Raw genomic sequence first — 25,531 nt, 5'->3', positions numbered from 1 at the left:
ATCAATGTAAATCTATGCGATAGCCCTTCAATAAAAGGATTATTCGGATACGAATGGATGATATGGAATGAGGCGAAATGTGCTTGCTTTGAAAATTATTTACAATAAACCCGTAAGAATTTAAACAAAATACCGCAGAAACGCCTCGATAACTCGAGGCGTTTCTTGTGTTTTAGGCCATAAATTATTTAGAATGAAAAAAAATAACCATACAAACAAAAAATTTTTAATTAACAATGTCAATTTAATACGATAAATAAGAGTGATAAGTAACCCGATGAGAGACAGTCATTTAGGTATTTAAGAGATCCGCAGGATATTGCGGACGGTTATTCTTTATGCTAAAAATACATTTTAACTTATTGATTGTCAAATATTTAATTGAAAAATAAATTTGCAGATTAAAAAATTTCATACTTACTTTGCAACCGAAAATTGAAAGCAACAGGTTTTCAGGATTCAAAAACTTTTTAAATAACAGGAATATAATGAAACAATTACATAACATATCTAATCAGTATTCAAGACTACACGGACAGGAGCCGAAAGGATATCCATGTATTCTGGATAGTGAATTTATACATAAAAGGTGCTTATATACGTAGGTCTCAGTGATCTGACACGTCAAAATATATACAGCACCTCCCGAAAAGAGGTGCTTTTTTTATGGTTTCTTTAGCTTATATGGTAAAGCGTCGGTCTGTGGAACCGGAGAACAGGGTTCGATCCCCGAAGATACCCAAAGTGAATAGGAATAATGAATTTTGGTAAGAATGAATGGTCAATAGTGAATAATGAATTTAAAATTGGCAAGCAAAGCAAATTGACAATTAACCATTCACATAGAAAAACAATCTCATAGCTCAATTGGTCAAAGCACCGGTCTTTTAAACCGGGGGTTGAAGGTTCAATTCCTTCTGGGATTACAAAACAATTCTGTAGCTCAATTGGATAGAGCGTTGGTTTTCTAAACTGAAGGTTAGAGGTTCGATCCCTCTCAGAATTACAAAAAAGGTCTATTGAGGTAAAGGCTAACCTGCCCGACTGTCTCTTGGGCACTGCGGGTTCGATTCCCGCATAGACCGCAAGGTTCACGGAAAATTTTAGCTCCGGCTGTCTCCCGGCAAAAAAATTGGAAACCGAACCTGAAAAACTGGAAAGATAACGGTGGTTGTTTACCCGTCTTGGACGCGGGAGGTTGCAAGTTCGAATCTTGCTTTCCAGACAAGTTTTGCTTGGTGTAAAAGTGAATGGTGAATAGTGAATTTTGCTTCGCAAGTGAATTTTTAAAAATTGAAAGTACAACGAATTGACAATTGACCATTCACAAACAAAAAACAATTTCGTAGCTCAAGTGGTTAGAGTGTCGGTCTGATACGCCGAAGGTTGAAGGTTCGAGTCCTTCCGGAATTACAAAAGATGCAAAAGTGAATGGTAAATAGTGAATTTTGCTTCGCAAGTGAATTTTTAAAAATTGACAGTAAAACGGATTGACCATTGACCATTCACAAAAAAAAATGATTTCGTAGCTCAATGGTAGAGCGCCGGTCTGTTAAACTGGAAGTTGAAAGTTCGAATCTTTCGGGAATCGCAAAAAACTAAATGTTAATTGTTTCAAAAGAGAAGAAATAAGGTGGGTCAAGAGCAGAAGATCTTTACGCCAAATATGGAAAATACCGACAGCCTTTTTCTTTTTTTATTAGAAGCTAGATTTTAGAAGTTAATAGGGGTGTAAATTCACTATTAATCATCAATTATCATTTATAATCCTATCTGATGGTTCGCCGAAGGGGAAGAGTCGGGGCGGTCTGCAAAACCGTTGCGTAAGCTGAGTGGGTTTAAAATGTGAAATATTCGTGAATTCAATAACAAAAATAAAATGGTTATGAACAATCCCATAACCATCTCAAATAACTAAAATGAGATTAGTTCCGGAGAAAAAGTAAAAGTTTGTCGAGCGAAGAAGTTCTTATATCAAACTAAAAATTAAGACAGGCTTTGTTTTTCTTCACAAAGGGATTAGAGATTAGAAATTAGAAGTAAGAGGGAATTATAAGATTACATATCACTTATCATTATAAAATTTAGTTAGTTCAGAAGAAAAAGTAAAAGTTTGTCGGGCGAAGAAGTTCTTATATCAAACAAAAAATTAAGACAGACTTTATTTTTCTTCAAATAGAAATTAGAGGTTAGAAGTTAGAAAATTGCTCATTACTAATTATCTATTACTCATTATACTGGGAAGCGCGCCGGAGTTGGAGAGTCGGGGCAGACTGTAAATCTGTTGCTTTATTGCTGAGTAGGTTCGAATCCTACTGCTTCCACAAAAACCGCTGATAATGTAACGGCAGCATGCAGGAAAAGTACTCTTGTTGTTCAGGTTCGATTCCTGGTTAGTTGGTTTACACGCTCCATTCGTCTAACGGCTAGGACGCCTGCCTTTCGAGCAGATGATAAGGGTTCGATTCCCTTATGGAGTACAATGTGAATGGTCAAAAATCAATTGTGAATAATAATACCATGAAAGTTCAGATCGAGGAGATAAAATTGATCCGATCATTCACAAATTTATAAGTAACGAGTAATAAGCAATGAGTAATCAATGGTGAATGGTCAATAAGTCAATTTTTTAAAATTACTCATTACTTATAAAACCTGCAGAAATGGCGGAACTGGCAGACGCGCTTGATTTAGGATCAAGATATTGAGGGTTCGAATCCCTTTTTCTGTACAAAACATGAATGATGAAAGATGATTGATAAATACCCATAGGACTATGTCGGGATTACTCATTACCAATTACTCATTATATATAAACAGGGATCAGTGGTGTAGAAGGTCTGCACATTTGTCTGAAAAGCAAAAGGGAACCGTTCAATTCGGTTTTGATCCACAAAAAATGATTCATAGTGTAATGGTTTAGCACACAAGACTCTGACTCTTGTTGTTCAGGTTCGAGTCCTGATGAATCAACAAAAAACTACTCTGATAGTGTAATGGCAGCATCTCAGTCTCCAAAACTGATGGTATTGGTTCGAGTCCGGTTCGGAGTGCAAAAAATGAAGGTCAATAGTGAATCGTCAATGGTGAATTTTATAAAATTGACTGTGAAACGAATTGACAATAGACAAATTAATATAAAGCAGAATTTAAAACATGTAAAAAAAATGGAAACGCAACAAGAAGTATGGCAGAATATGAAAGGAAATTTTTTCCAGAAATCTATCACCCAGCTGGTAGAAGAAGCCATCATCCGCGAACAGGCTAACGGTCACCGCCTGAAAGTATGTGTGGGCTCAGATTCCCACGTTTACGGCGAAGCGATCAGCTATGCTACGGCAGTAGTATTTGTACGGGAGGGAAAAGGAGCGTTTACCTTTATCAGAAAAGAAAGACAAATACAGAAGATCAGTATCAAAGAAAGAATGCTGAACGAGGTCAACAGATCCGTAGAAATTGCTTACGCTATCTGTGCCATTCTGGATGCTTATGGAGTGGAAATGGAGGTACACGCAGACATTAATACCGACCCTGATTTTAAATCAAACACAGCATTGAAAGATGCTATGGGATATATTCTGGGAATGGGATATGTGTTTAAGGCAAAACCTTATGCATTCGCAAGCTCCAATTGTGCTGATATGATGGTTTAAAAAAAATGTTAAGACAAGCTTTCGGGCTAAAAAAATAAAAACAATGGAAATGACAAAAAGACTATTATTTCTGGACGATATAAGATATCCGATTGAAGCGTATCATTATACCAAACAGGATATTTTCCTCAGAAAAGACTGGCATATTGTTCGTAATTATGAGCAGTTTGTCAACAGAATGGTGGAAAAAGGACTTCCCGAAATGATTTCTTTTGACCATGACCTGGCAGACCAACACTATCTGAAACCGGATTCTCAGGAATATACTGGAAAAACTGGCTATGACTGTGCCAAATGGCTGGTAGAATACTGCATGGATAATTATTTGGATCTGCCAAAATTCTATTGTCATTCAATGAATCCGGTGGGAAAGAAGAATGTTCTAAGCCTTTTGGAAAATTTTAAACAACTGTAATCAACATTTTCAGATCAGCGCAAAAAGATTGCGTTCTTACTTTTTTACTTTGCATAATCAAAATATCAAAGATTACTGAAAAAAAGGAAATGAAGATGATTGATCGAAAGGCAGGAAAATATTCCAGGCCTTTTGGAAAACGATAAAAAAACTAAAAACTAAAAAAATGATTTTCAAAACATATAACTCTATAGAAAATGCTTACCAAGCCCGCGTGATCGATCAGATCAGGTTGCAGGGATTTGGGGATGAGGTTTTCATCGTGCAGGAAAAGGTTCATGGTGCTAATTTCTCTTTCTTTACCGACGGGAAGGAAATTAAAATCGCGAAGAGAACCGCTTTCATTGAAAAGGATGAAAAATTCTACAACGCACACCACATTTTAGAAAGGTACAGAACAAATGTAATCGATGTGTTTCAAAAGGTTAAAACCATTCATCCGGAATTGGAAACGGTCGTGATCTACGGTGAACTGTTCGGAGGTGGCTACAAACATCCAGAAGTAGAACCCGTAAAAGAGGCCATCAAAGTACAAAAAGGTATTGAATACGCACCTCATAACGAATTCTATGGATTCGATATTAAATTGAACGGTACTACTTATTTGGACACCGATGTGGTGAATCAGATTTTTGAGGAAACCGGATTTTTCTACGCAAAGGTTTTATTCCAGGGCAGCTTGGAAGATGCTTTGAGGTTCCCGAATGTATTTGACTCTAAAATTCCGGCTTGGCTTGGCCTACCCGAAATGGAGAACAATAGGTGCGAAGGAACGATTGTCAAAACTTTGAAAACCAGATATTTTGGAAACGGCGCCAGAGTTATTCTTAAAAATAAGAATGACAAGTGGGTAGAAAGATCTAAAATGGTGAAAAAAGACCATAAAGAAACTCATAAACCGGCAGATTTTTCAGAAAATGCTCAGAATATCTGGGAAGAAATTCAGAGGTACGCTACAGCCAACAGATTGAATAATGTGGTGAGTAAAATTGGAGAATTTGAACCCAAAATGACAGGTAAGATCATAGGTCTTTTTGCTCAGGACATTCTGGAAGATTTTGAAAAAGATTTTCCTGATGCTTTCAATTCTATAGAAAAGGATGAACAGAAAAGAATCAACAAAAAGTTGAATACTTTAGTGATTGATCTTATTAAAGAAGAGTTGATGACTCTTAAAGTTTAGTTTCGGTATATTTTTACCGGAACTTTTTTATGTTTAAAAACGAATACAATGATACAGGCAGAGATAAAAAGTCTTCTGAGAGAAGACATCAGCATATTAATAAAAATTGCAAATTCAGGAAAACACTATTTGTGTGACTGCGGTGAAGCCAGCCAGCTGACGGTAAAAGAAATACAGTCGGTTTCAGCAGTGTTCATCAGTCATACACACATTGATCATTTTTCGAATTTTGACGGAATTTTTAGACATCAGATTGGTAGTGGAGAAAGAGTGGTGATCTGCGGACCGAAAAATATTCATCATCAGATTGAAGCGCGGTTAAAATCTTACACATGGAATCTGATTGATGAAAAAGCCATTGAATATGAGATCCGGGAGATCATTTCTCCTGAAGAAATTAATGTTTATATCCTCCGTCCACCACACTGGAATCTGGAACTGGTGAAGACACAGAACTTTCTTTTTGAAGATGATCAGGTAAAAATAGACTTTGCCATTCTTGATCATAAAACAGATTCCATTGCGTATCTGTTTAAAGAAAAAGATTCAGTCACCTTTCATGAAGAGGCTTCCGGCTTTAAAAAAGGAAAGTGGATCAGCGAACTGAAAACGGCTTTTGAAAATAATGATCAGGATCTGGAAATTCAGATTGAAGGAGCAGCTTACAAAGCATCTGATCTTTTTCATTTATTGACCCTTAATCCCGGTCACAAGCTTGGGGTCATCATGGACCATGCAGCAGATGAAGAAAATTATACAAAGATAAAGACTGTTTTCAACGAAGCCAATCTGATGTATATTGAGAGCTTCTATAAAGATTCTGACCGGGAATTTGCCCAACTTAACCATCATAGTTTTGCATCTGCATCAGGGAAGATTATGAGAGAATGTAAGGTAAAAGAAGCCATTCCTATTCACTTTTCAAGAAGATATACAGAAACTGATGTTATTGAAATTGAAACTGCTTTTTATAAAGCATTTCGCGAAAATTAAATAAAAATTTGAACTACAAAAGAATTGATTTTCTTAAACACAAATACCACGAATTATTTATACAAATCAACAGAATATCTGTGTATTCTGTGTAATCCGTGGGAAAAAACGTAGTAAAGATTAAACAACCCAATTATTAAAAAAATGAAACCTAATATATTTTTTACAGCGGACCACCATTTCGGTCACGCCAATATTATAAAATTTTCAGAAAGACCATTCGAATCTTTAGACCATATGAATGAGGAACTGATTAAAAGATGGAATGAAAGAATCGGTACCAATGATACCGTCTACCATCTTGGCGATATCAGTTTGGGAAAACCGGATTTCACCAAGGAAATTCTTGACAGATTAAACGGCAATATCCATTTGATCAGAGGAAACCATGAAGGTGCCGCGCTCACATACCCCAAACGATTTGAATCCGTGAGAGATTATCATGAACTGAAAATTGATGAGCCGGAAAACAGCAATGGCAAACAAAAGATTATCCTCCTTCATTACGCTATGCGTATCTGGAACGGCTCTCATCGCGGGGTTTGGCAGCTCTACGGCCATTCACACGGAACTTTACCCGATGATGAGATGGCTTTAAGCTTCGACGTGGGAGTAGACTGCCACGATTTTTATCCGGTTTCCTACGAAGAGGTTAAGGAAATTATGAAACGAAAGAAATGGTCACCTCCGTTTGGAGACAGAGGACTATAAATAATGAGAAATGAGTAATGAGTAATGAGTAATGAGTAATGAGTAATGAGTAATGAGTGGCGGCCATTATAATACATTGGACTAACACAATCATGAATATATTTTACTTTTTACATTATACATTTTACAAAAAAATGAACACAACCAACGAAATACTTATCATCGATTTAGAAGCTACCTGCTGGGAGAACGACAGGATTCCCATTGGAGAGAAAGTCGATATTATAGAAATAGGGATCTGCAAACTTGATTTAAAATCAAAAGCCATTTCCCAAAAACAAAGCATTTATGTCATTCCCGAAAGATCAGAGATCAATGATTTTTGCACAAAACTAACAGGAATTACACCACAGATGATCGAAGAAAAAGGAATCTATTTTGAAGAAGCCTGTGAAAAGATCATACATGAATATCATCCGTCAACACTTAACTGGGCGGGTTTTGGAAACTTCGACAAGGAGCAGATTTTTGAACAGTGTGACTGGCTCGGAATAGACATTCCTTTTGACGGAGAATATCTGAACATCATGGAAGAATTCAGAGATCATTTCAGACTCCATAAAATGATAGGCCTGAAAAGAGCCCTTGACTACCTGAAAATGGATTTTGAAGGAAACCATCACAGTGGAGCAGATGATGCTTACAATGCGGCCAAAATTTTACAGAAGATTTTGGAATAAGAATGAAGCCAGAAGCTGGAAAAAGAATGTCCATTCTTCACTTCTATCTTCTTAAACATTAAATTTTAAACAAATGAAAACAACAGAAAATATACTTATTATAGATCTGGAAGCCACCTGCTGGGACGACAGACCGCCCAGAGGCCAGGAAAGCGAGATCATCGAAATAGGAGTATGCATCATGAATGCAGCAACCGGCAAAGTCTCAAAAAGCGAAGGCATTTTAGTAAAGCCACAGTACTCAAAGGTCAGTCCTTTCTGTACAGAACTGACTTCCATAACGCAGAATATGTTGGATGATGAAGGAATCATGCTAGAAGACGCTCTGGATATCCTCAGAGCAGAATACGATTCTGAAGATCTTACCTGGGCAAGCTACGGTAATTATGACTTGAATATGCTCCAGAACCAGGCCAGAAGATTCAATGTGGATTATCCGTTGAGCGATGACCATATCAATGTAAAAACATTATTCGGACAGCTGCATCCTACCGTCAGAAAAAGTGTAGGAATGAGCAGAGCTTTAGGAGAGTTGAATCTCAAGCTGGAAGGGACTCACCACAGAGGAGTAGACGATGCGAAGAATATTGCGAAAATTTTGCATTGGTGCATTCAAAAGGCATAATTAGAGATGAACAATTCGGCATTAAATCGTATATTTAAATTTATTTCGAACTTAAATTATGATCGAAAAACTCAATATTTTAGAGCATATCAGAAAACGTCCGGGAATGTATATCGGTGCTTTAAATCACTATGGTTATCAGGAATTACTAAGTTATCTGATTGAAGATTTTATAAAAGCAGGTATTTATGAGATGACTTTCTTACTGAAAAAGAATAATCAATTAATAATAGAAGGTTCTTGTACCAAAACTTTTCTACCTGTTTTAAATGCTTTGAAACATCTTCATGATTATAAAAACGAAAAATTTTATTTATCACTGGCAGGAATTGTTGCTTTATCTAAATACACAAGGATTGAAATTAATGGTGTACATGCTTTTAGATCTGAAAAAGGAAATCCCGAATTTTTAGAAGATGTTCAGAATGCTGACTCCAATATAATAAAAATTGAATTTATACCAGATAAAGAAATTTTTCAAGATGTAATTTTAAATTATGATTTACTCAATAATTTATTGAGACGATTTTCATTTTTAGACAGTCAATTAAAAATTAAATGTATCGATCAGTCCAAAACTGAAAAACAAATTAATATTTTCCATTACCCAAAAGGTTTGTCCGAAATAATTGATTACGAATTGGAGAAAAGTTTTTCTTACTATTCATCAGTTTTTAAACTGAACTTTGAAAAAAAGACAGAGTTTTCCTATTCACTGGCGCTGGCATTTGTAAGTAGTTATTGGGTAAAACCTAAATTAAAAATATATGCGAACTATAAAGAAACAGTTTTGGGGGGCTCATTACTGGATGGAATTCTTCAGGGTCTTAAGAAATTTTTAAATGAAGAATCTTCAAAAAGAAACCTGAAATTAAGTATTAGAACTGTAAAACTTCAAAAACATCTTTGTCTTTATGCTTCAGTAAGAGGTGAGTTAGCCTACTTAGGCGCAACAAGATGGAAGTTAGGAACTCCAAAAGTTCAAACTGAAATTAAAGAATTTGTTTATCAGGAATTGAAATTATATTTCGCAGATAAAGAATCTCAGGTTTTCGGAATTTTGGATATTTTAATGGAGGACATATAAGAGGGATCTCTTTTTTAGGGAAGTTTTATTATAAACTTTATCAGACAACGCAAGGCGGTTTCATATTTTGAAGCTGTCTTTTTTTATTTTTTATCAAATTTTATTTCCTACGCAGAATGATTGCGCAATACAGTTTTTACTTTGCATTATCAAAATGAAACAGCACTGAAATTTTGAAAAACAGATTTCAGTTAAAATATCAGGCAAGTCAGGTTGTGTGTTTCTGTATAGCACCATTGCAGAAGAATTTGTTGAAAAACATTGTTTTCGCTCTGTTCAGCTTGGCCCGAAGGTTTGAGGAGTTAACCAAAAAACTTCTACCATTAGCTATTGTACGAAGGTTCGAATCCTTCTGTTTCCTTAAGGGAAATATAACTCAAGAGGATAGAGTAAATAGTTTTTTTGCGAAGGTTCGAATCCTTCTCTCAATTAAGATTGAGATAGCTCAAGTGGTTAGAGCACTACACTTTACATGTAGTTAAAGATAGACTGAAAATCTATTTTTTACAAAGTTTTCAATGTTTTTCTTTAAAAACATCTTGATAGAGAAAATCTGAGTTTTTTCAGTTGTTGAATCAACATTTTTGAAAAAGCCAGTAAGAAAGATTTTTTCTGAAAGTGAAATTCAGTTGATGAATACCACAATTGAACGGAGTTTTCTGATAAGGACGGGTTTTCCGCGTGAGCGATGGTAACGGATATCCTTTTTTGTACGCAAAAAAGATAGCAGTGAACGTAGCGACCCGGGTTGCTGCTTTCAGCGGTGGCCAAGGGACACGCCCAAGATTTTACCAATTGGAAAAATAAGTTTAAGAACAGTATTTTGAAATGATTTGAGCTTTTTGAAACTCCTTTGCTTCCGCCATTTTTTGGAAGAAAGAAATTCGGTTTTCTCTTTTTAATTGAAATAATACAATTTAAAAATATAATAAAATGATAAAAAATGTACACATTAAAGCATACCAAATGGGTTTGGTCTTCAAAAACCGAAACTTAATTGAAGTTCTCAAAGAAGGTAATCATTATGTCTTCGGAAATAAATCGGTAGAAATCTATGAGATGAAATCCCGTTTTGAAGCCGGTGAAGATTTACCGATTCTGTTGAAAAATGAAACATTGAAAAATCTCTTGGAAACCGTAGAGGTAAAAGATGGAGAAATCATTTTAGTTCATGAAAACGGAACTTTTAAAGATGTTTTGACTGTTGGACACTATGCATTCTGGATGGGAATGGTCAACAGAGAATTTCAGAAAATAGATTTAACAAATATTGAAATCCCGGAAGGAATCTCTAAGACAATTTTAGAAAATATAAAGGTGAAAAGCTTTGTAAGAAAGTTTCTTGTTCCTCATCACCACAAAGGTTTATTGTTAATTGACGGTAAATTAACTCAAATATTGGAAAGCGGTATTTACTCCTTCTGGAACAATGATGTTTCAGTTGAGGTTAAATTAATTGATCCCAATTATGAAGTAAAATCTCAGTTTGGAACGCATGAAAATGGAGCTGCTTTATTAAAAAATGAAACCCTGAAAAGCCTTTTAAAAATTGTAGAGGTAAAAGATGGTGAGATCATTTTGCTATATGAAAACGGGACTTTAAAAGATGTTCTTAACGTTGGACAATATGCATTCTGGATGGATATTACTGAAAGAACTTTTCAAAAAGTGGATTTAACGAAAGTTGAAATCACAGAGGATATCCCGAATACCATTCTGGAAAATTCAAGGCTTAGACATTACGTAAGAAAATTTATTGTACCGAATCAGTATAAAGGATTGCTGATCATTGGCGGTAAATTGGTAAACACTCTGGAAGCGGGAACTTACAGTTTTTGGAATAATGAAATTTCCATCGATGTCAATACGATTGATATGCGAATACAGCAGATGGAAATTGCAGGTCAGGAGCTTTTGACTAAGGATAAAGCGATGCTAAGAATCAATTTTTACGTGAGTTTTCAGGTACAGAGTATCGAAAAAGCACTGATGGAAAATAAAGAATATGATAAGCAATTGTATATTCTGATGCAGCTGGCATTGCGTGAGTTTGTAGGAGCTTTGACACTGGATGAACTGTTGCTGAAAAAAGATTCCGTAGGAAAAGAAATTCTTGAAAATCTGGGTGAAAAAGCCGGTGATTTAGGAATCAGAGCTTTTGATGCGGGTATCCGTGACGTGATCTTAACCGGTGAAATGAAGGAAATTATGAACCAGGTTTTGATCGCTGAGAAAAAAGCTCAGGCCAACAGCATCATGCGCCGTGAAGAAACGGCTTCCACAAGAAGCTTGCTGAACACTGCGAAGCTAATGGAAGAAAATGAAGTTTTATGGAAGCTGAAAGAAATGGAGTATATGGAAAAAATCGCAGAAAAGATTGGTGATATTACCGTTTCAGGAAACAGTAACATCGTTTCTCAGCTGAAAGAAATTTTTACAAAATAAAAACTAATAACTGTTACTATAGGGTAGGCTTGTGTAAAACGGTCTGCCCTTTTTAAATCCTAATGGTGAAAAGAGGAGAAAAGATCGAAATACACCTAAAGAAAAGAGATAAATCCATATTTTTAGCACGGGCTGAAGAGATGGATTTTATCATTTTGAAAAGATCATAAACAACCGTTACGATATCCCGCATACGGATTCCAAAGAAAAATTGATGACTAAAAATTCAGAAACAAATTCTTTTTTTCCTAGATTAATACAAGAATCTGGAGAGCCTGGTTCCCGAAAATCCTGCGTTCCCATTGATGAATTTTACAGTTAGAAAATTAAAATTTGGAGATGAAATAGCATCAGAAAGCGAAATGGCGGTTTTGAAAGGTGGTTCAGGAATTAATATCGCTGTTAATAAATTTGACACGTACTATTTCTTAGGTAATCATCAATGCTTAAATGATTATCTCAAATTTTTTCCTGATGGATTTTTTAACATATATTGTCATAATATAGAGAAAGAAGAACATGCACTGGAATCAGACTTTTTTGTATTTGGAATCAATACCCATTTTTCAATTGACCTCAGAGATAAAGAAATCAATTGTCAAATTCACGACTATCACGGAGATCATTTGAGCTTCAGAAAAACAACTTCCAAAGAAAAGACAGATATCTACCGTTTTTTCAAAGATGAAAGAAGAATTCCTTTTAACTTTTATTCGGAAATGCTTGCAGAACTCCTGTTGAAAGCATAATTTTTTGTTAAAAAAATCACTTTAAAGGGATATTTCAATGTCTGTCAGTCATTTTTTATTATTTTAGTCCCCTAGATTGGAATTATGCTTATTGGAGATGAATTGAAGACGATTTATTTAAATTTTAGAATCAAGGAAATTATTCCTTTTCTTATCAAGCTGACCCCAAAAGAAAAGAAAGAAACTGCAGTCATTTTAAAGAAATTTTTAAATAAAGACTGGGGTCATAATCACATTTCCATGCTGGCCACATTGGCTTGCAGCAGTACTCAGGAAGAATACGAAAAATTGGCTTCTGCCTATTATGCATTACCGGTCGATCTCATTGATGAATTATTTGAATCTTATGTTCCGGAATGGGTGGGAAACTGTTACCCGTTTCTAAGAAATATTGATTATCTCAAAGTTCTTGAATGGCAAAAGAAAGGATATCTTCAGCTGACTGATGAAGTTTCTGCCAATCTCCTTTCAGAATCACTCGCTTCCAATCATACTTCAGAAGAAATTCTTTTTACTTATCCGATCACAATAAATTCCCATATCTGGCTGCTTTTTCAATATGAGACAAGCATCAACTGTCATTATCAAAACGGAAGAAACTGGAAAGTCCTTTTGCGTGAACTTCTCAGTGACAATAAACTGGACCGTTCAAAAGTTTTACAGAGATGTTGGGATGCCATCAATCTTAATGTATCAAAAGATCATAATAGCTGGTTTCTCGAATTGTTTTCTCATCTTGAACCTTCCGACAAAGAAATTTTAGCTCTACAGGACAATCTCTTTTCAGTCCTTCATTCCTCACAGCAATCACTTTTTGTTCCGGTACTGAAAATTATAAATCAGGTAACCACGGAAGATGAATTCAAAACTGAGGAATTTCTTAAGGCTGCACTGGTTTTACCGGCTCTTCAGGGTAAAAATATTTTGAATACACTCCTGCAGATCCTTGAGAAAATAGCGAAGAAGGATAAAAGGTACAGAGAAGAAATCTGTCTTTTTTTACTTCCTGTCTTCATGAATAAAGATGCTGCGATACAGATCAAAGCAGCAAAGATTATAGCGAAATATGGGGATCCGGATTCAGAAAATATAAAAAACGAAATCCTTTCGTATGGAGAATCTCTTCTTTCAGACACTAAAGTATTACTAGAGAAATTTCTTTCCATTAAAGAAAATAATGAATTTCATACATTGGTTGAAAATGAAGAATTGGCTGTCTGGCATATCAGTCAAACGGTTTCTCCGATTCAGTCAGCCAGCGATTTTATATTCTTTGCCCCACAAGTGTTCAGCAACAACAATCCTGGTGATTTTGATCTCTTTTTAGATGCGTTAATGAGATTCAATACTGAGATCAATGAAGAAGAACTTAACCAATTGGAACCAGCGTTTAAAGCAGCTTTGAAAGTAAAAGGAAGTGTTGGATTGCATCATTTACATGCGACATTTTTTATTCAATACGGTCTTTTAAAACATAAGAACGGATCTCCAATACTTAATGAGGCCAGAAAAGAATTTCCGGAGCTTGAAAACTGGGTAGGAAAACGGACACCTTTGATTTTTAAAGCCTATCATCAGTTTCTTTCCGGCATATTTGAGCTTTTAAAACAAGGGAAAAATATTCCGTTGCTTTCAGTTCCGGACCATACTCCATGCTGGATAGACATTCGTAAGCTTGTGGATAAAATAAAAATATATCAGGACCTGAAAATAATTCCCATTCCTTTCGATCTTCAGCGGGCCATCCTCAGGGTGAAAAAAGAGCATTTTGCAGAATCAAAAAAGTATGCACAGATACAACTTGGCAAAGAGTATTTTAAATATTTAGAACCTGTTTTTGATCCCGAATATTTCAAAGCCAGGTATGAAAGCGCCTATCTGGAAGGCAGCTTCAATAGAAAATTGGGGATTAGAAAAATATACAAAGCATACGTTGCAGAAGAAGTTCCGGAGATTACGGTAACGATTGAAAATAAAGAAATCCCGGCAGAAGCACCGCTTTTGGATCACTTATTTAACTCATATCATGGAGTTTATGATCATGATCTGATTCGCATTTTATATACCGCTCCCTATTTTTCGGCATCGGTTTTTGCGAAAAAATGTAATGAAACCCTGTCCAATGCTGTTTATCAGTATGACAGCAAGACCAATACCGAATTATTAGACGCGTGGATGAAGCTGGATCTTCCATTCCAATCCATGCATTATTTATTCCTGTCCGCTGCCATGTTCAGCAAGGATAAAACCTTCTCTGGTACGGCTTTTGAAGCGATTATTCACAAGATAGCTTCAGATGATTTTGACATTGGGACATTAGGAATAATGATCGGCGAAAAAATCAACTTCGGACTAGTTCCGGTTAAAAGACTGAGAGATGGAATTGATCGCTTTATTGGATTGAATTCCAGTCTTAACCGGGCTTTCGAAAAACTATTGATATCCATTCTTAAAACAATAGATCACCCAGTTTTTAATCTTAAAAAGATTTTGGAGATTTATGACGAGCTGTTACATCTCAATCAGTCGAAAACTGATGCTGATGTGGCTGTGAGGTTAAAAGAATGGGAAAACGAAAATAACCTGAAAAAAATGATTATCAAATTAAAAACAAATGAAAGAAAGATTGTATGAGATCCTTAATGAGGAAAAAGCACATGAGATTATTCCGTTTCTGAAGCAGCTTACCGCAGAAGAAAGAAAATCCCTGGTACCTACCATAAAAAAACTGGACAGGGAGATCAGTAAGATTGTAATGACGAAAAACTCCTACCATACTGCCGGTTCTGCAGACCAGCATTCTATTATAGACATCGCTTCGTTTGTCTGCATGGATCAAAAGCATTATGGAAAAAACTATTGGAGTCTTTTCAGAAACAAAGAACAGACCAGCACCATATTGGAATGGGGTTGCCCACACTGGTTTTCAGATTTTATCAATGATTCTATTGAGGCGGAATTTACGGCATTTGATTACCAGGATATTCTGGGTTGGGCAGAGAAAGGATATGTACAGCCAAGACCAGAGCTGCTGGGCTACCATTTAAGCCTTCAGCCCTATGATCTGGATAAATCTCCCGAAACACTGGAAACCCACTTTTGGTATCTGTGCGAATTTCCTTCAAAATCACTTCCTTTTAAAAGAGAGTGGCTTCCACTAGTTCAAAAACTCATCGCCGAAAATAAAATTGACAGAAAAAGATTTCTCAAAGAATGCCTTCTGGCAGCCAACAGAAATTTTAATAAAAATGTCACTGGATGGTTCATGGAGGCATTCAATGCACTAAAACCTTCTGATGAGGAACTGATCTTGCTGCAGGACGAACTGATGGCTGGTCTGGCTTCTGTACAGTCGAAGGCCGTCAATACCATGCTGGTCCATCTGAAAAAAATAGTGCCAACCGTTGAGTTTAAGACCAGCGAGTTTTCCCATTTTCTTCCGAATCTGTTGAGTTCAGAGGTAAAAACCGTCGTGGCCGCCAGTCTGACCGTAACAGAAAAGATATTTCAAAAAAAGAAACTGGACACCGAAAATCTGGAAATGGCTTTAAGTGCAGCTTTTGTAAGCAAAGACGAAAGCATTCAGAGCAAGGCCGCAAAGATTATTCGGAGGTACATTCCCGTTTCAGATAACATGAAAGAAGCCCTGTCTCATTATGCCGATAATATTTTAGCTAATGTACGGCCTGGTTTGGTTCAATATATCGAAAATACACAACTAGAGCTCGATATTGCTATTCCTGAAAAACTAGAACTGATCAGTGAAGACAGTAAGATTCAGGAACCGGAAAGCTTTGAAGATCTCATGTTTTTTCTGCCACAGGCCATAGAAAATCCCGGAACATGCTACTATGATCTTGCATTGGCAGGACTTATTCGTTTTGCCGATAAAGAAAATGAAGAATCTGTAAAGCTTTTTGAACCCGTATTTCAGAAAGCCTGTAAAACCATTGCCAAATGGGAAGTACATCATTTTAATGTGTTGCTGGGAAATCTGATCATCAATTACGGACTTTCATTATTAGAAAAATATCCTGTTCAGCTTAAGAATCTGGACAAAATATATAAAAGAACCTGCGAGGATGAAGCCACAAGAGAAGCCTATTCCAGTTATCATAAAAAACTTGGACCTATCAAAGATATCAAAGTGGGTGGACTGGCGATGAAGCCTTTCAAAAATATAGCAGTACATGTTTATAATAAGATAACAACAGGAGATAAAATACCGTTGCTGTCTACGGTTACGCATGAGCCGTGCTGGGTAAGTCCTGAAGCATTGATCGAAAGATTTGAAACCTATCAGAATGAAAATATTCAACCTGATGATCTTGATGTACAGCTTGCGTTACAACGATGTTCAATGGAAAAAACGTCAGACCGGATTAAACTTGTTGAACAAAAGTTAAAAGGAGAATACAAAGAACTTCTTCTGTTCTTTTTTGATAAAAACAGGACTCCAAAAGGTAAATTTGAGCATCCTTCATGGTGGATGACCGCAGGAATTACAAGATCTCCGGGAAGAATTTTTGAAGAATTCAACAACTTCGGATATGATGATATTCCTAAAGAATTTATTACAGGTTCTTATAACTGGAAAACAATTGACAGCAAAAAGAATTCCTATTATCCTGTAGAATTGAACATCAGTGTTCCGAAATACCACCTGAACAAAAGAGACCACCCTCTCTTTTTAGAATACTTTATTGCAGAACAGAAGCATTTTTCTGAAACCCCTTCCTTTATGTGGAGTTTCCCGAATACCCCTGGAAATGTTTTCGCTAAGATCATTAAAGACTGCCTGTTTTATTCAGGAATCGCAGAGGTTTATGAAAGAGGACTGGTTCTGAATACAGCACAGGCCCTTCATCAAATGAAAAAGCCTCTGGATGAAATGGGATACCTGTTTCTGGGAACTATATTCCTCGACGGAGACAAAGTCATCCGCGGAACCGCTGCTGAGATCTGGCTGGAACATGTTTCCCATAAAGTAATGGATAATGTGCAATTAGGACGTATAATAGGACTACATGAAAAGCTGGAATGGGCACCGGTAAAGAGATTCACCGATCTTGTTCAGCACCAGATGCTCAATGTCAGCAAAGACCATAATCTCGCACTGGAAGAGCTTTTTACCCATATTTTGATGCAGATGGAAACACCTGTTACCAACCTTAAAAAAATATTGGATATTTATCATGAAGTTCTGGCCTTAAATCAATCACAGGCCGATAAAAACTTAAAAGAAAAACTGAATAGCTGGAAAGACAATTCCAGTCTGAAAAAAATCTGCAATCTTCTTCTAAAAAAATAGATATGGAAGATACGCTTGTTTACAATTATCAGAGACCATCGTCTCTGATAAAAAAAGATGCATCTGAAGAATTATTTCTGTCCAAGTACAGCGAGATTCAGAAGAATACAGATGCTCCCTGCTTTTTCTGGGGAAATGTCAGTCAGCCGTTTATATTGGCAAGATGCCTTATTACACTTTCGAATATTGTGAAATCCAGCTTTAATCTGTCGCCGTTTCAGATGGCCTTGCTTAAAGATCCAATCGTTACAGCCGGAAACAGCCGGTTGCGATTTGAAGGGTTTTCACACTGTGCAGGTGTTTATGCCAGGGTAGATGTGCTGCCTGACGGCCTTGATGGCGAATTTCTTGAGAACGGAACCACCAATGTGGATTTCAACCAGCCGATGATTACCGCTTTGGGAAGCATTCGTCCCAATGAGAAGATCGTCCTCTCTGTAGGTGAAAAAGAAGTAGGGCTTTACAAAGAAGAAAAAAAAGTAGTGGAAAGAAAAGTTCCGCTGCCTGTAAAATGGATCAAAGGACTCAGCACGGTTCAGATCTATCTGTCTGAGTCAGAAAAGCTTTATACTTTCAATAAAATCCAGACCCAACAGCTGTTCAGAGGAATACCAAAAGGTCCTGTGAAATCAGATTACTATTTGATCATCAGAGGGAATAAACCGATGTTCTCTCCTGTGAAATCAGCAGATGCTGTATGTATCGGAGGACTCAACAGGCTTCGTCTGCTGGAACCACTTCTTCCTTACATCGATCAGATGCAGGTATTTCCGCATGCAGATATGCAGTCTACCACATGGCAATTGTATATGGGGAATATCAGATTCAGTTTTTCATTGTCAAGAGAAAGCTGGAGAGGGTTTTCTGGTGAAGGCGCTGTTTTAGACAGTCTGATTGATGATATATCTGATGAGTGGATTGATGCACTGGATAAGTATGCTTACGCCAACCAGTCTTTTAATCCCACTTCTTTTGCTTTAAATGAAAATATAGGTCTGAAGAAAACAGATAACCTCACCGGAAGACTGGCTGCCATGGGACTATTGGGCTATGACCTTGATGACAATGAATTTTTCTATCGGAGATTGCCGTTTAAGCTCAATAGAATTATCGGGTTAAATCCAAGGGTGAAAAATGCAGAAAAATTAATTGCTGAAGGAAAAGTACAGATTTTAAATAAAAATCTGGCCAGAACTGAAGCTAGGGTAGAAGGTACAGGTGTTCATCATACCGTTATTATAGATAATGGCAAAGAACGTTGTACCTGTGAATGGTTTAGTAAATACCAAGGCGAAAGAGGGGCATGCAAACATGTACTTGCGGTAAAAAAATTAGTACAAATGTAAATACAAAGGACAGCTTATCACATAAGTCTGTCCTTTTTTATTATTGATGGTTCATCCATTCTTCATAAGAAATCACTCCCAATTCAGGTTTTCCTTCCCCTTCAAGAATGGAGATAAATTCAAGCTGGTTACCATCCGGATCATTGAAATAAATGGCTAATGCAGGCATCCAGGCAAAAACCATAGGTTCATCAATGCCATCTTTCAGGAAGTTATATGGTTTCAGATGTTTATTTTTCAGAAAATCTACGGAATAATTTAAAATATCTTCTTGACTGCTCGAAAAAGCAAAATGTCTTGGCTGCAGATTTTCTTTCTGCTCCCACAATCCCAGCATAAATTCTTTGCCTTCTCCAATCCACAAAAATGCAATAGGACGCGTCTCATCCCTATGGGCCAGCTTCAGACCCAGTACCTCAGTGTAAAATCGGATAGAATCTTCTAAACTGCTTACCTGCACATGGGTCTCATATAATCCTTTAATCATAGCTTCAATGTTAATGTATACAAATCTAGACAATGCTATTTGGAAAAGCAGAGAATGGCGATTCCTTTATTGGAAATGAATGATAGACATTTTGTATGTGGGAAAAATTAGATAAAAGATAAAAGATAAAAGATAAAAGATAAAAGATATTTTCAGTAAGCATCTGAATTCAAAACACGGATATCACCAATCCTTTACACAAATAAAACAATGATATGCATGGATCTGAGAAATCTGCGGGAGATAAAACATACATACCGTTTCAAAATTCACCAATTTAATTAAGTTAAAAAATAATATAAATATTTACTACGCAAAAAGACTGCGTAATACTGTTTTTACTTTGCAACAGATATCAGAGAGGATGAGGTGATCCTCACAACAATGTTTAACAAAAAACAGTAACTCATGAAATTTAATTTTTAAAAAAAAAAGAAAAATACCGTATTCAATTACGAAGGTGCAAAGGCTTTTTCTATGACACCTGCCGAAGAATTGTATAGTGCTGTTGTTACAACAGGATTATCCAACACCTCATATGAAAAAGGGAATGACCGATGGAAAAGAATTCAGTCTCTGATCAAAAAAAATGATCCGGAATTTGTAGCTCAACTGGCAGTCTATGCCAGAAAGGATATGTATCTCCGTTCGATTCCGATGGTTTTGACTGCGGAACTTGCAAAGCAGATCTCCGGGACAGACCTTGTCAGCAGAACTGTTGACGGTATTGTTCAGAGAGCAGATGAAATCACCGAACTTTTAGCCTACTATCAGACTGCTAATGAAAGAACAGAAACCAAAAAGCTGAACAAACTTTCAAAGCAGATCCAGAAAGGTCTTGCCAAATCTTTCAATAAATTTGATGAATACCAGTTCGCAAAATACAACAGAAAAGCAGAAGTCACCCTTAAAGATGCCTTATTTTTGGTTCACCCGAAAGCAAAGGATGAAAATCAACAGGCAATTTTCAACAAAATTGTGAGAGATACTTTGGAAACTCCGTACACCTGGGAGGTTGAACTTTCAGTTTTAGGTCAGACTAAATTTGCAGATGAAGCAGAAAAAAAGATGGCTTTTAAAACAAAATGGGAAGAATTGATTTTCAGCAACAAGCTTGGATATATGGCAACGTTGAGAAACCTGAGAAATATTTTGGAATCAGGGGTTTCCTCTGATGCCATCTATAAGATCTGTACCTATTTATCCAATGAAAAAGCAGTCATCAACTCGAAGCAGCTTCCGTTTAGATTTTTAGCCGCCTATAGAGAATTGAAGACTATTGATTCACCTTATTTGTCATCCATTTTGGAAGCATTGGAAGATGCGGTGATGGTAAGTGCAAAAAATATAAAAGGTTTTGGCTTTGATACTTCGGTGATCATTGCGGCAGATGTTTCAGGTTCTATGCAACAGCCTGTTTCTCCTAAAAGTAAGGTATTGCTTTACGATATCGGATTATTGATGTCTATGATTTTGCAGTCACAGTGTAAAAATGTGATCACCGGTATGTTCGGTGACCGCTGGAAAAGAGTTCCGATGCCTAAAAGTGGTATTTTGAGAAATGTTAATGAATGGTACAAAAGAGAAGGGGAGGTAGGTTATTCTACCAACGGCTATCTGGTGATTGAAGATCTGATTTCCAGAAAAGAAAAAGCAGATAAAGTAATGTTGTTTACAGACATCCAATTGTGGAACAGCAACTGGACTAAAAATTCTTTTGAAGATTCCTGGAATCGTTATAAAAAAATAGCTCCGGATGCGAAATTATATATCTTTGATCTGGCAGGTTATGGAAAACCACCATTAGATGTCAAAAAAAATGATGTCTACCTTATTGCTGGCTGGTCAGATAAGATTTTCGATGTACTGAATGCTTTGGAAGACAGAAAATCTGCAATTCAGATCATTAAAAAAGTGGTGCTGTAAAAGGCATTGCTTTTATAAATTATAAATGATGATCGAATCTTCATGACAAATTGATCGAATAAATTTCAATAAACACAACTTGAATTCTTCAGAGTATGAAACTAATTAATGTAATTGAAATCTACCCATTAAAATATTCAAGAGAAGAATCTGAATTACCAGATAGTTCTGATTTTCCAGATTCTGACATCTGGTATACGGAATGGGAAAAAGCCGTCTCTAGGCTAAATTTTAATTTTAGTCCAATAGATAAAGATACCTATTTTGTTGATATTGAAATGATTGATGATGAAAATTTAGAAATTATTTTAGAAGTGAATCTTAAAGAGATAAATCCGGAAGAAACTGAAGATATGATGACGGCTTTTGATGGAGGAATAGTTTTGATAGAAGAGGATAAAACATGGGTTTTACCTACATGTTGTGGAGATATTGGTAATATCAAAGAGTGGAAAAAAATTCTTGAAGATAAAACTGAAGAATGGAACGAGCTGTGGATCGGTCACCCATGGATTTTTTATAAAAAGGTAAAAGGAAAAATTCAGTTGTCCGGTTATTCTGATATAAGTATTAAAGATTCAAAAAATATACAAACCCTTATTGAAGTTGATGAATTGAAATTGAAAACTGAATTGGAGAAAGCAGAAAAACAACAAATTAATTTCAAAAACAGAATTTCAAAAATTCTGGAAAACCTGGAGATCAAAAATTTTGATAGGATCTCAGAAATATTGATCGGTATGAACAAAGCAACTTAGGAAACGGAGGCTTTAAAAAAATAAACCATTTTAACATTAAAAAACATCTACTGTCTGATTGTGAGATCAATTTTGAATAAAAACAACAAGATATAATTCTCGCGAGTTTTGGAATTTTTAGAGAGCCTAGATTATATTTAACCGGAGTTTTCAAATCTTTAATTTTTGGTTTTTTTGCTTCAAGGCAAAACGAACAAATAGGATTAATGAGATTGTTTCGTCACTTCGTTCCTCGCAATGAAAAAAAAATAATACCATGTCCGAAAATTATCAACACCAGGAAGCTCCTATTATCAGAGAAGATCTCACGCATCTTTGTTTGTGCCCTTGTTGCGGAGCACCTGATTGCGGTGAAGAATATATGCTTGTTACGAAATCAGAGGGCAGACTTGAAGCTGTACTTTTTGGTGGGGCAAGTTTCAGAATGTATTTAAACTACTGGTTTTATGAAGGTATTACTCCGGAAGAATACAACAGGTTACCGGAATTTGTGAGACAAAATAATGAATGTATAGGTTGGCAGGATATCAGTGTTGAGCGTACAGAAATCAATACAGATGATTTTCTTTTCACTTTGGAATCCATAAAAAATAACAGCCGTTCGGAATATCAGGACAAAGATTTTGAAAACTATTATTATCCCGTTTTTAAGAGTTTTACACAGGAGGTTATAAGAAAAGGGCAGAAGCTCTATATCAGTATTTAAAAAACAATAAAAATAAAATAAGCTGCGTAAAAAGAATGCGCACTTCTGAAATAACTTTGCAGTGTTACTCATCCGGTGACGTAAGGAAAGAACTTCTTCGACTTCGACTTGAAACAAAGTCTTTCCACCAAATGCCCGGTAAAATACAGGAAACCCCGTTGGAAAAATATAAAGCAGGTGCCGTAAAACAGAATTGCTTCGTTGGGTGGCAGCAATACAGGTTCGAATCCTGTTCTGGAAACAGATGGCGTAATGGTATCGCTCTGTCGTGAGTTTCTGTTTGATAGAATGCCCTGCTTAAAAAAAATCAAGTGTCGTTTTAGGATCATACTTCGGGATTTAGAAACATTGGGTCGCAGGTTCAATTCCTGCTCTTTCCCTCGAAAAGGAGAGGTAGCTCAGCAGGGTAGAGCAAATGCACGGAAGATCCTTACATCATTACCTTGATTTCACTAAAAGAGTGCCGTTAGAGAAAACTTACTTCGGTTACTATTGGTTCGATTCCAGAATAAGCCTGATGGTTTATGTATAAAAGTTTTTTCGCCTTTAGCCTCTTTTTAATTTAAAAAAAACTTAGCAGATAAGTGTCGTAGAGAAGAGTTCCTTCGAATTAACGGTCCTAAGGTAGCGTCATTCGGGCGACCGAACTAGCGACGCTGGATTGAAACCCAGCCTGGCAAAAGTTTTCTCCCGCGAAAATGTAAGTCTCAAGCAGATGTAGAATTGCCGGTTCACTGCCCGATAGGGTAAGAACGACGCTCTGAAAAGAGCAAACTTTTTTCGCCTGTTTCCTTATCTGTTACAAAAATAAACAAGTGCCGTAGAACAGTGTTACTTCGCTCATTACGACGGGGTCACGGGTTCGAGTCCCGTCTCTTCCACAAAAAAACACAATCTATCAATAGGAAGAGTAGCTCAGTTGGTTAGAGCACGACTACACTTTCGGTTGTTGCCTTGTTTTACAATATAAAAGTGTCGTAAAGGAAAAAATCCATCGTCACACCTTTTGGGGAGGAATAGCCAAGTCGGTCATTCCGGCAAGGCTATCCGGTTCGAATCCGGCAAAGCGACACCCCATTTTTCCTGACCATTACCTTTTACAAAAAATGCCGGTGAATTAATTTTCGCCGGCATTAATTACTTTTTCTATCTCTTCTTCGAACGTTTTTTTCCAGTTGATGATGGTCGTTCTGCTGATCTTATATTTCCTGGACATATAGCTGGTAGAAAAACCATGCTTGCTTTGATACTGCAAAAGCTTGAACATCGTTTTTTTATCATACGTTTTAAGCTTCTGGTTGTTGATCTGGCTTTCTTTAGACTGGGCAAAAATCTTTTCGTTAAAATTTAAGACATCCTCAGTGGTATTCAATTTATCCAGAAGTTCTTTGATCTTTGGATCCTTTAGCTTTTCCGGATGTTCCAGCCTCAGCATATCATAATATATCTTCTTGTAGTTGGGACGCATACTCAGTTCTGTTTATCCGTTAGTATTATCATTGTTTTTCTGAAGCCATCGGTGAAGTGTACTTTTTGGAATAGAATATTCTTTGATCACTTCGCCATAGGTCATTTCACCCGATAAGATTCTCTTCATGATAAAATCTTTGATTTCCTGGGTGTAAATATTCTTTCTGAAATAAGGAATTTTATCAGATTTCTTTTGATTTTTATTAACGGCAGAGGGAGGTGCATATAAAATAAGATGCGAACTGTAAAGTCTGAAAAAATCATATTCCAGAAGCTTGCTCCATCTCAGCAGTAATTCCACATCGATGGATTTGCTGTTGTATACATTTTCAATAAATTGCTCATCCTTATTGAGAAAATTACAGATCCTCTCCATGGGTATCTCATTTTCATCAACCATCTCCTTGATAAACTTTCCTATATGAATTTCTTTATATAACATGTATAAGTAAATTTCTTATTAAATTTATGAATTAAAAAAAATAGATAATATATTACATTTTATACCGAATACATTAGACGGTCTGAAAAATAAAATTACGCCAAGAAAATCTAAGCGGCAGCAAAAAGGAATAATAAGCTCAGTCCTATACTTGGTTAGGGTGCAGTGGCAGAGTATGGGATCATCTGCTTGTAATTTAGTTTTCAGGTTATAATATCTTAAGAATATTCTAGACTTCCCATTTCCTTCTGGTATATTTTATTCAATAGACTTAGGTAAGACCTCTTTCATACATCAGACTTCTTTTCTGTAAGAATAATATATAACCTATTAACGCTCTTTCATGCAGTTTTATTCGTAATATTTTTAACTATTGTCCTTAGTATAAACAGATCATGGTTTTATTAATACTAATTAATCTGTTTGTCCGTTTCCAAATTTAAATAAAAAATAGAATCTAATTCTCAAAAATGCATAAAAAATATCCTTTAAAACGAAATTTAATTAAAATTAACAAATTAAATAAATCTATATGTGAATTATT

At 36.1% G+C, this 25,531-nt stretch carries 19 protein-coding genes and 14 tRNA genes; 30 read left to right on the top strand and 3 right to left on the bottom strand.

What is annotated here, in order from left to right:
- The first annotated feature begins 668 nt into the window (after positions 1-668).
- From BUC06_RS07345 to BUC06_RS07230, 26 genes are all read left to right on the top strand, one after another.
- Positions 669-741: transfer RNA gene (locus tag BUC06_RS07345), tRNA-His, on the top strand.
- A 111-nt stretch (positions 742-852) separates the two neighbouring features.
- A tRNA-Lys gene (locus tag BUC06_RS07340) sits at positions 853-926 on the top strand.
- 6 nt (positions 927-932) lie between these two features.
- Positions 933-1,006, top strand: a tRNA-Arg gene (locus BUC06_RS07335).
- Between the two features lie 7 nt (positions 1,007-1,013).
- Positions 1,014-1,085 (top strand) — tRNA-Asp (locus BUC06_RS23765).
- Between the two features lie 68 nt (positions 1,086-1,153).
- Positions 1,154-1,225: transfer RNA gene (locus BUC06_RS23760), tRNA-Pro, on the top strand.
- Positions 1,226-1,339: 114 nt separating this feature from the next.
- Positions 1,340-1,413 (top strand) — tRNA-Ile (locus BUC06_RS07330).
- Between the two features lie 106 nt (positions 1,414-1,519).
- Positions 1,520-1,591, top strand: a tRNA-Asn gene (locus BUC06_RS07325).
- A gap of 649 nt (positions 1,592-2,240) precedes the next feature.
- Positions 2,241-2,324 (top strand) — tRNA-Tyr (locus BUC06_RS23755).
- Between the two features lie 84 nt (positions 2,325-2,408).
- Positions 2,409-2,480: transfer RNA gene (locus BUC06_RS07320), tRNA-Glu, on the top strand.
- 177 nt (positions 2,481-2,657) lie between these two features.
- Positions 2,658-2,731: transfer RNA gene (locus BUC06_RS07315), tRNA-Leu, on the top strand.
- Between the two features lie 89 nt (positions 2,732-2,820).
- Positions 2,821-2,893 (top strand) — tRNA-Phe (locus BUC06_RS07310).
- Between the two features lie 7 nt (positions 2,894-2,900).
- Positions 2,901-2,973: transfer RNA gene (locus BUC06_RS07305), tRNA-Gln, on the top strand.
- A gap of 9 nt (positions 2,974-2,982) precedes the next feature.
- Positions 2,983-3,053: transfer RNA gene (locus BUC06_RS07300), tRNA-Trp, on the top strand.
- A 114-nt stretch (positions 3,054-3,167) separates the two neighbouring features.
- Positions 3,168-3,653 carry a ribonuclease H-like YkuK family protein gene (locus BUC06_RS07295; RefSeq protein WP_073331853.1) on the top strand — a complete coding sequence of 162 codons (486 nt, stop codon included), beginning with the start codon at positions 3,168-3,170 and terminating at the stop codon, positions 3,651-3,653.
- A gap of 49 nt (positions 3,654-3,702) precedes the next feature.
- On the top strand, positions 3,703-4,068 hold the full coding sequence (locus BUC06_RS07290; RefSeq protein WP_394363677.1) for a cyclic-phosphate processing receiver domain-containing protein: 366 nt from the start codon (positions 3,703-3,705) through the stop codon (positions 4,066-4,068).
- A 166-nt stretch (positions 4,069-4,234) separates the two neighbouring features.
- Entirely contained in the window at positions 4,235-5,251 is a 1,017-nt protein-coding gene (locus BUC06_RS07285) for an RNA ligase, Rnl2 family (RefSeq protein ID WP_073331850.1), read from the top strand.
- Positions 5,252-5,299: 48 nt separating this feature from the next.
- Positions 5,300-6,244: an MBL fold metallo-hydrolase gene (locus tag BUC06_RS07280; protein WP_073331848.1), complete on the top strand. Its 945-nt coding sequence runs from the start codon at positions 5,300-5,302 to the stop codon at positions 6,242-6,244.
- A gap of 144 nt (positions 6,245-6,388) precedes the next feature.
- Positions 6,389-6,955, top strand: coding sequence for a metallophosphoesterase family protein (locus BUC06_RS07275; protein WP_073331845.1), 567 nt, complete (start codon positions 6,389-6,391; stop codon positions 6,953-6,955).
- 134 nt (positions 6,956-7,089) lie between these two features.
- The gene (locus BUC06_RS07270) at positions 7,090-7,635 is read left to right on the top strand and encodes a 3'-5' exonuclease (RefSeq protein ID WP_073331843.1); all 546 of its coding nucleotides are present in this window, start codon (positions 7,090-7,092) and stop codon (positions 7,633-7,635) included.
- 73 nt (positions 7,636-7,708) lie between these two features.
- A complete protein-coding gene (locus tag BUC06_RS07265; RefSeq protein WP_073331840.1) occupies positions 7,709-8,260 on the top strand; it encodes a 3'-5' exonuclease in 552 nt (183 codons plus the stop codon).
- A gap of 106 nt (positions 8,261-8,366) precedes the next feature.
- Positions 8,367-9,347 (top strand): DNA topoisomerase subunit B, encoded by a 981-nt coding sequence (locus tag BUC06_RS07260; protein ID WP_167367405.1) that lies wholly within the window; start codon positions 8,367-8,369, stop codon positions 9,345-9,347.
- A 933-nt stretch (positions 9,348-10,280) separates the two neighbouring features.
- A complete protein-coding gene (locus BUC06_RS07250; RefSeq protein WP_228423645.1) occupies positions 10,281-11,792 on the top strand; it encodes a slipin family protein in 1,512 nt (503 codons plus the stop codon).
- Between the two features lie 305 nt (positions 11,793-12,097).
- Complete coding sequence (locus BUC06_RS07245) at positions 12,098-12,541, top strand: hypothetical protein (protein WP_073331833.1); 444 nt, start codon at positions 12,098-12,100, stop codon at positions 12,539-12,541.
- Positions 12,542-12,625: 84 nt separating this feature from the next.
- Positions 12,626-15,175, top strand: a complete 2,550-nt coding sequence (locus BUC06_RS07240) for a DUF6493 family protein (RefSeq protein ID WP_073331831.1) — start codon at positions 12,626-12,628, stop codon at positions 15,173-15,175.
- Positions 15,156-17,852: a DUF6493 family protein gene (locus BUC06_RS07235; protein WP_073331828.1), complete on the top strand. Its 2,697-nt coding sequence runs from the start codon at positions 15,156-15,158 to the stop codon at positions 17,850-17,852. The genes BUC06_RS07240 and BUC06_RS07235 overlap by 20 nt, the downstream gene beginning before the upstream one ends.
- Positions 17,853-17,854: 2 nt before the next feature.
- Positions 17,855-19,198 (top strand): SWIM zinc finger family protein, encoded by a 1,344-nt coding sequence (locus BUC06_RS07230; protein ID WP_073331825.1) that lies wholly within the window; start codon positions 17,855-17,857, stop codon positions 19,196-19,198.
- A gap of 40 nt (positions 19,199-19,238) precedes the next feature.
- On the opposite strand, the gene BUC06_RS07225 is transcribed toward BUC06_RS07230, so the two are convergent.
- Positions 19,239-19,685: a VOC family protein gene (locus BUC06_RS07225; RefSeq protein WP_073331822.1), complete on the bottom strand. Its 447-nt coding sequence runs from the start codon at positions 19,683-19,685 to the stop codon at positions 19,239-19,241.
- Between the two features lie 477 nt (positions 19,686-20,162).
- On the opposite strand from BUC06_RS07225, the gene BUC06_RS07220 reads away from it, so the two are divergent.
- The 4 genes from BUC06_RS07220 to BUC06_RS23750 all read left to right on the top strand — a co-directional run bounded on the left by BUC06_RS07220 (position 20,163) and on the right by BUC06_RS23750 (position 23,455).
- Positions 20,163-21,611: a TROVE domain-containing protein gene (locus BUC06_RS07220; protein WP_228423643.1), complete on the top strand. Its 1,449-nt coding sequence runs from the start codon at positions 20,163-20,165 to the stop codon at positions 21,609-21,611.
- 95 nt (positions 21,612-21,706) lie between these two features.
- Positions 21,707-22,369 (top strand): hypothetical protein, encoded by a 663-nt coding sequence (locus BUC06_RS07215; RefSeq protein WP_083564021.1) that lies wholly within the window; start codon positions 21,707-21,709, stop codon positions 22,367-22,369.
- 256 nt (positions 22,370-22,625) lie between these two features.
- Entirely contained in the window at positions 22,626-23,075 is a 450-nt protein-coding gene (locus BUC06_RS07210) for a hypothetical protein (RefSeq protein ID WP_073331819.1), read from the top strand.
- A 236-nt stretch (positions 23,076-23,311) separates the two neighbouring features.
- A tRNA-OTHER gene (locus BUC06_RS23750) sits at positions 23,312-23,455 on the top strand.
- A 737-nt stretch (positions 23,456-24,192) separates the two neighbouring features.
- On the opposite strand, the gene BUC06_RS07200 is transcribed toward BUC06_RS23750, so the two are convergent.
- Positions 24,193-24,543: a hypothetical protein gene (locus tag BUC06_RS07200; protein WP_073331812.1), complete on the bottom strand. Its 351-nt coding sequence runs from the start codon at positions 24,541-24,543 to the stop codon at positions 24,193-24,195.
- 12 nt (positions 24,544-24,555) lie between these two features.
- Entirely contained in the window at positions 24,556-24,987 is a 432-nt protein-coding gene (locus BUC06_RS07195; protein ID WP_073331809.1) for a transposase, read from the bottom strand.
- Between the last annotated feature and the right edge of the window lie 544 nt (positions 24,988-25,531).

This window comes from Chryseobacterium carnipullorum, from assembly GCF_900142785.1.
Taxonomy (GTDB): Bacteria; Bacteroidota; Bacteroidia; order Flavobacteriales; family Weeksellaceae; genus Chryseobacterium; species Chryseobacterium carnipullorum.
The sequence above is the reverse complement of the archived record's forward strand: the minus strand, read 5'-3'. Positions and strand labels throughout refer to the sequence as shown.